Raw genomic sequence first — 6,095 nt, 5'->3', positions numbered from 1 at the left:
TGTTTGGTTGGGGGGTTTTTTTTTTTGGGCGCCTCGTTGGGGTGGGGGGGGGGGGGGGGGGGTGGGGGGGCCGGGGCGCCCGACCCAACCGGATGGATCATGATGCACCGCCGACTCGCCCGCGACTACGAAACCAAACCCGAACACTCCGAGAGCATGATCCGCCTCGCAGCGATCTCCGCCCTCGCCAAGCGCGCAACCGGCGAAACCACCCCAACCTGGCGAGACGCATAAACCGCAATCACCCGCGAACTACACGAACCAGACGTCCTCTAAGCAGCACGGCAACGCCCTCGACGTGCAGCCCTTGTGGGACCAGCGCCCGGTCAGGGTCCTGACCCGCGACAGGGCCCAGGTCTGGTCCGGCCAGCCGTTGCGCGACCGGGCCCCTTGAGCAGTTCCCGCCCGGACACGGCGAAGAGGCCGTCACTGAGCAGCGACAGCGACGGACGCCCCTCCGAGGCCACCAACCCGGACATGTCCTGGGTCTCCACCCAGACCCTCAAGAACTACGGATCCGGCTACAACACCTCCTGCGAGTTCTACGACTCCCCGCTGCGCTCACGCCAGACCCAGACGCCCGCTCCGCAGGGCGGCTGGCTCATCACCCTGACTCTCCCTGCGAGTCTGTGGCGTCGGGGTGGTAGATCGCGTAGGACTTCAGTCCGTACGTGGCATATCCAGTCACACCGTCACTGTCAGACGCACACGGAACCGCGGTGCCGTCGGTGTGCAGCGTCCACGCCAGAATCGAGGTGGTCCAAGAGTTGCCATCGATGTCGCGTGCGTGGCCAGCGGCCGGACTTCTGGTTGCTGGTCATGCCCGGCCCTGTCCGCGGCGTGACGGGTGGGTCACTTGTTCACGCGGGGCACGCCCTGCGGCTTTCAACTGCCGGAGCCGCTCATCACCATGGCGCTGAGTCCGTAGTCCAGCTCTGTGCCATCGACGAGCAGCGCCTCGACCGTACGGGTACGGGGGTCGATGTCCGCCACCATCCCGCCGCCGGCGTAACGGGGGTAGCCCGTCTCGCCCTTCTCACCGGTGGCCTCGACGACTGCCGATCGCACAGCCGATTCTTGCGCGGAAGCACGCTCTGTGCCCTCGATGTGCTGAGGGACCAGCAAGATGGTGAAGGACTGCGGATCGGTAGTCATGCTCCGGCATTTAACTGCCTCTTCGGTCAGCCGTTGGGTAGGCGCACGGCAAACAGACACGGCTTCGTCGAAGGGGCCTGCCACCCGCACCCACGAATGCGGTGCGGACGCATGGCCCCTGTCTCCCCACTCAGAGATCCGGGTTCGGACGCCGAGGCGATCGCAGACCGTGGGCTGCCGGCAGCCCAGGCCGCCAGCACCGTGGACGGCATCGATAACCTGCGCGAATGAAGCGCATTCAGCGGGCCGCCGGCGTGATCGTCGGCTCAGCGGTGGGTGACGCCCTGGGCGGCCCCTTCGAGTTCGGTCCCCAGGGAGCCTTCTCCGCGCGGTACCCCGCGCCTGGTGCCGGTGGCGAGATGAGCGGAGGTGGTGGCTGGGACCCCGGCGAGGCCACCGACGACACGCAGATGGCCGTCCTGGTCGCGTGGGCCGCGGCGGCGTCAGGCAGCGCCCGAGCGCGGTGTGCGGGAGCCCGGTGCGTAGGTGGACCAGGGTGACGAGCAGGCGGTCGGTGAAGACCAGATCGTGCTTCGGGACGGCACCGGCCTCCCGCTGCCGCTCGGCACCACGCCGCTCACGAAGCTCCGACTCGCACCGGGCGAGCCACAGATCGGCCAACTCTTCGATCAAATCGCCGAGATATGCATACGAGACGCCGCAGAAGGGAGGATGGGCCAAGGCCGCACGGGCCCACTTCTTCTTGGTCACACTCGAAGAACCCGTGCGGCCACTGCCACGTCACGGCTGCTTGCCGATGATCAATGGGTGTGACTCTTCTGTGGGAACCGTCTGAGCTGGGAACTTCCCTGTAGAAGAGCAAACGTAGCCGGCCAAGCACCGGCCCGAGCATCAGGGCCTCAGCAGTCCGCCCACCCACCAGTCGTGCGGCTTGCCATCGTTGGCGATGCCGCGATTGCGCAGTGTCCCTTCGACGGTGAAGCCGAGTTTCTCGGCGACGGCACGCGAGCCGGTGTTCCCGGCCATGGCCCACCACTCGATGCGGTGGACGTCGAGGGTGGCCCAGCCCCAGTCGCACAGGGCCCGAGCGGCCTCCACCGAGTACCCGCGTCCGCGCTGTTCCTCGACCGCCCAGTAACCGAGCTCCCAGACGCCGCGGCTGACGAGGGTCAGGCAGTACGAGCCGACCAGGGCGCCGGTGTCCTTGCGGAACGCACCGAGGGTGTAGTCCCTGTCCTCGGCCCACTGAGCGGGCAGCTTCTCGCCGACGAGCTTCTCCGCATCCGCACGCCGGTACGGCACCGGCACCGGGGTGTAGAACTGGATGTCCTCGTCCTGGCAGGCTTCATACACCGCATCCACGTCGGCAGGTGTGAATGCCCGCAGCACCAGACGGTCGGTCTCAAGAGTCACTGGATCCATCGCGGCAGTATGACCACCATCAACAAGCGGCGACCAGCGAATATCCCGACCGAGCACCGCCCATCACAACACCCCGGGCTGGTCAACGGTCGTCGCAACACCCCAGATCAGCTGGCCCCCGAGACGGAGCTACACCCACCACCAATCGCGGACCAAGCCGTTACGGTTTGTGGGTCACCCAGAGCAGTTCCGCCGGCCAGCGGTGTGCCCAGTCGGGTGGGTCGGTTTCGTTGTAGCCGTTGGGTGTTCCGAGTTCGGGCCGCGGCTCGATGAGGTCGTCGATGATGAGACCCGCGCCGCGCAGGACCCTGACCCAGTCGCCGTAGGTGAGCTGATAGCTGGTCGCGCCGTCGCCTTCGGCGATGGTGTTCAGCCCGAAGTAGTCCTGCTGCAGCGTCGTGGTCACGCGGCTGGCGGCTTCGTCGTAGCAAGCTTCGAACCATGGGCTGGCGACGTTGAACACCAGGCGCCCGCCTCGGCCCAGGACGCGTGCGGCCTGCGGGACGGCCAGCTGCGGGGGCGCCCAGCTGAGCCCACCGAAGTCGCAGAACACCAGGTCGAAGCTCTCGGCGGCGAAGGGAAGTTGTTCGGCGGCGCCTTGCACCAGCGGGTAGCGGGCCGCTCCCATCGCGCGGGCCGCTGCGGCGAGCTGGGCTTCGGACAGGTCGAGCCCGACCACGGTGGCGCCCTCGGCGGCGAGCGCCCTGGACCACTGGCCGGCGCCGCAGCCGAGTTCCAGGACGCGCTTGCCGGTGACGTCGCCCAGGGCCCGCAGGTGCGCGTCGGGGATGGAGTACATGCCCCACAGCCGGGGTGTGGCGCCGATTTGCGGGTCGTGTTTGTGCTGGTAGGCGCTGCTGATCTCGTTCCAGAGCCGCCGGTTGGCGGGGATGCTGTCCACGTGCCGACTCCAGCACTGCCTGCCGGGGGCGGTCAACACGATTAGGGCACTGGCCGGCCCTCGCCTCGGTCCGGCCCTGGCTCGGCCCATGATCCGCCGGACGAGCCCTTGGTCAACCTCAACTCCGCCACCAAGTCGGACAGTACATGCCACGATCGTGTCCCACCGGGAGCCCATCCACGCCACGCGCCGGCTCCGGCTACCTCCAGCCGGCGCAGCTCGACAGTCAGCGGGCGATTGAGATCGCGAAGGGTATGAATCCGGTGGACCGGATGACGTGCGGTACGAACAGGATCGCGGCCTCTGTGGCGCGGGCGGTCTGGATCCCGCCGAGGTCGGTGATCCATTCCTTTTGCCAGCCGAGGTCGGTGAGCAGTTCGCGGACGGTCTGCTTGGCCTGCGGGTCCTCGCCGGAGAGGAACGCGGTCGGCGTCTGGGCGAGCGTGGCCGGCGAGGTCATCACCGGGAAGATCATGGTGTTGAGTGTCTTGACGACGCGCGTTTCGGGGAGCACTTCCTGGAGCTGTTCGGCGAGGCTCGAGCCGGGGTAGATCAGGTCGGCGGGCAGTCCGTCCGGTCCGTCGGTGGTGGCGTTGGAGACGTCGACGAGGATCTTGTCCCGGAGTTCTTCGCACAGAGCGGCGAGCCGGTCCAGCGAGCCGGCACCCGGGGTGGCGTTGATGACGATCCGGGCAGTCCGGGCGGCGTCGGCGGCGGCGCCCGGCGTGCGGTCCGCCACGGCCACTTCGTGTCCTGCCCGGGCGAGGGCTGTGGCCAGGTTGCCGCCGACGCGGCCGTTTCCGAGAACGGCGATCGTGGTCATGATGATCTGATCCTTCCGTGCGTGCGGGTTGTGGTGCGCGGTCAGCGTGAGAGCGTGGATACGGCCTCGGCGTGGACGCCTGGCGCGGCGGCAAGGAAGCTCTGGCTCTGTGGGGTCCAGGGGCGGCCCTCGGCGTCGGAGATCCGTCCGCCGGCCTCGGTGACGAGCAGCGCTCCGGGAAGCAGGTCCGCGCGGGCGCCGGCGAACTGCCAGAAGGCGTCGATCCGGCCGGCGGCCACGTTCAGCAGGTGCAGGGTCGCGGGCACGGCGGTGCGGACGACGAGCGCGTCGAAGAGCATCGCGGTGATCGAGGAGCCGACGCGCCGCACGACCTTTTCGTCCTCGTCCGGCCGGGCCTGGCTGGTGGCCACGATGCTCAGGCCGAGGTCCGCGGTCTGGGAGACGTGCAGCGGCCGGCCGTCGAGGTGGGCGCCCACGCCGGTGAGCGCGGTGTAGGTCTCGCCGGTCAACGGCAGGTGGACTGCGGTGAGCACCGGCTGGTTCTCACGCACGAGGGTGGCGGTCACCGCCCACTCCGGCAGGGCGTGCAGGTGGTTGACGTTGCCTTCGGCCGGATCCACGACCCACCATTCGCCGGGCGGCAGCGCCCCGCCGTCCAGTTCGTCCTCCACCCAGCCGGCGTCCGGGCGCAGGCGCGTGAGGCGGGGGCGCAGGATTTCGAGGGCCGTGTCGTCGTTGGCGGCGAGCGCGCGCATCAGCTCTTCGCGGGTCTGGTAGCGGACCACCTCGCCGAAGCGCTCGCGCAGCGCCGAACCCGCCTCACGCACGGCGATCGCGGTCTGGGCGAGCAGGTCGGCGTCGGAGGCGGCGACGTCAGTGGTCTGAAGCGTTTCGGACATGGTGGTATCCCGTCTGAGGAGGGGTGCTGAGGCCGGTCGAGGGCCGAACTGCGCGTTACTTCTTGCGCTTTCGCCTCAACGGTATGCAGCCCCGCAATTAACTTCAAATGCATGTCAGGCACGGATAGGATTACTCACATGCAATTGGATTTGAACCTGCTCGCCGCGCTCGACGCGCTGCTGGAGGAGGGCAGTGTGGCCGGGGCGGCGGCGCGCCTGCATGTCACCGCCCCCGCGATGAGCCGGAGTCTGGGCCGGATTCGGCGCACGACCGGGGATCAGATCCTGGTGCGCACCGGCCGCACGATGACCCCGACGCCGTATGCGATCGCCGTCCGGGAACAGGTTCATGAGCTGCTGCATCAGGTCCAGGGGGTGCTGGCACCGAGCCGTGAACTCGATCTGGCGACGTTGGAGCGCACTTTCACACTCCGCTGGCACGATTCCCTGGTCGCCTTGAGCGGCCCCGCACTGCTCGCGGCCGTGCGCGGACAGGCGCCGGGCGTGCGATTGCGCTTCGTCGCGGAATCGAGCATCGACACCCCCGAGTTGCGGCGCGGCGAGGTCGACCTGGAGGCGAACGCCAACCGCCCGAGCGCACCGGACATCCGTGCCGAGAACGTGGGCGAGACCCGCCTCGTCATCGTCGTGAGGCAGGGGCACCCCCTCACCGGCGTCAGGACCGTCACCGCACAGCGGTACGCCGCCGCTGAGCACGTCACCGTCTCGCGACGTGGAAACCTCAGCAATGCCCTCGACGACGCCCTCGCGCGGCTCGGCCTCACCCGCCGCGTGGTGGCGACCGCGCCCACGGAAGCGGCCGCGCTGGAGTTCGCGCGCGGCTCCGACATCCTGATCAGCGTCCCCGAGGCCACCACTGTCGGCGTACGGACTTGTGTCCCCAGTCCCGTACCTTTCTTCGTCCCCAGCTGTCAGGCCACTTCGGTCTCGCGCTCGATGGCTTGGAGGCGGT

At 68.7% G+C, this 6,095-nt stretch carries 6 protein-coding genes and 2 pseudogenes; 3 read left to right on the top strand and 5 right to left on the bottom strand.

The genetic code is table 11. The features are described 5' to 3' along the window. Window positions 1-90 precede the first annotated feature (90 nt). Window positions 91-234, top strand: a pseudogene (locus tag ACIRU3_RS47065) (IS5/IS1182 family transposase); the annotation flags it as partial. Window positions 235-885: 651 nt separating this feature from the next. On the opposite strand, the gene ACIRU3_RS47060 reads toward ACIRU3_RS47065, so the two are convergent. Next, window positions 886-1,155 (bottom strand): hypothetical protein, encoded by a 270-nt coding sequence (locus ACIRU3_RS47060; protein ID WP_404070522.1) that lies wholly within the window; start codon window positions 1,153-1,155, stop codon window positions 886-888. Window positions 1,156-1,382: 227 nt separating this feature from the next. Between ACIRU3_RS47060 and ACIRU3_RS47055 the strand changes: the two are divergent. Next, window positions 1,383-1,604 (top strand): annotated as a pseudogene (locus ACIRU3_RS47055) (ADP-ribosylglycohydrolase family protein); the annotation flags it as partial. 403 nt (window positions 1,605-2,007) lie between these two features. On the opposite strand, the gene ACIRU3_RS47050 reads toward ACIRU3_RS47055, so the two are convergent. The 4 genes from ACIRU3_RS47050 to ACIRU3_RS47035 all read right to left on the bottom strand — a co-directional run bounded on the left by ACIRU3_RS47050 (window position 2,008) and on the right by ACIRU3_RS47035 (window position 5,122). Further along, window positions 2,008-2,538, bottom strand: a complete 531-nt coding sequence (locus tag ACIRU3_RS47050; RefSeq protein WP_404070520.1) for a GNAT family N-acetyltransferase — start codon at window positions 2,536-2,538, stop codon at window positions 2,008-2,010. Between the two features lie 160 nt (window positions 2,539-2,698). After that, complete coding sequence (locus ACIRU3_RS47045; RefSeq protein ID WP_404070518.1) at window positions 2,699-3,439, bottom strand: class I SAM-dependent methyltransferase; 741 nt, start codon at window positions 3,437-3,439, stop codon at window positions 2,699-2,701. A gap of 226 nt (window positions 3,440-3,665) precedes the next feature. Then, on the bottom strand, window positions 3,666-4,262 hold the full coding sequence (locus ACIRU3_RS47040) for an NADPH-dependent F420 reductase (protein WP_404070516.1): 597 nt from the start codon (window positions 4,260-4,262) through the stop codon (window positions 3,666-3,668). Between the two features lie 41 nt (window positions 4,263-4,303). Continuing rightward, window positions 4,304-5,122: a 3'(2'),5'-bisphosphate nucleotidase CysQ gene (locus tag ACIRU3_RS47035; protein WP_404070514.1), complete on the bottom strand. Its 819-nt coding sequence runs from the start codon at window positions 5,120-5,122 to the stop codon at window positions 4,304-4,306. Window positions 5,123-5,260: 138 nt separating this feature from the next. On the opposite strand from ACIRU3_RS47035, the gene ACIRU3_RS47030 reads away from it, so the two are divergent. After that, the coding region (locus tag ACIRU3_RS47030) for a LysR family transcriptional regulator (protein WP_404070512.1) at window positions 5,261-6,095 on the top strand (835 nt) is incomplete at its 3' end.

The organism is Streptomyces sp. NPDC101151 (genome assembly GCF_044768335.1).
Lineage (GTDB): Bacteria > Actinomycetota > Actinomycetes > Streptomycetales > Streptomycetaceae > Streptomyces.
This window is presented reverse-complemented; position numbering and strand designations above follow the sequence as displayed.

Bases quoted from the DNA above. Each gene is read 5' to 3' on its own strand.
- ACIRU3_RS47035 (WP_404070514.1), bottom strand. From the start codon at position 5,122: ATGTCCGAAACGCTTCAGACCACTGACGTCGCCGCCTCCGACGCCGAC.
- ACIRU3_RS47060 (WP_404070522.1), bottom strand. From the start codon at position 1,155: ATGACTACCGATCCGCAGTCCTTCACCATCTTGCTGGTCCCTCAGCAC.
- ACIRU3_RS47040 (WP_404070516.1), bottom strand. From the start codon at position 4,262: ATGACCACGATCGCCGTTCTCGGAAACGGCCGCGTCGGCGGCAACCTG.
- ACIRU3_RS47050 (WP_404070520.1), bottom strand. From the start codon at position 2,538: ATGGATCCAGTGACTCTTGAGACCGACCGTCTGGTGCTGCGGGCATTC.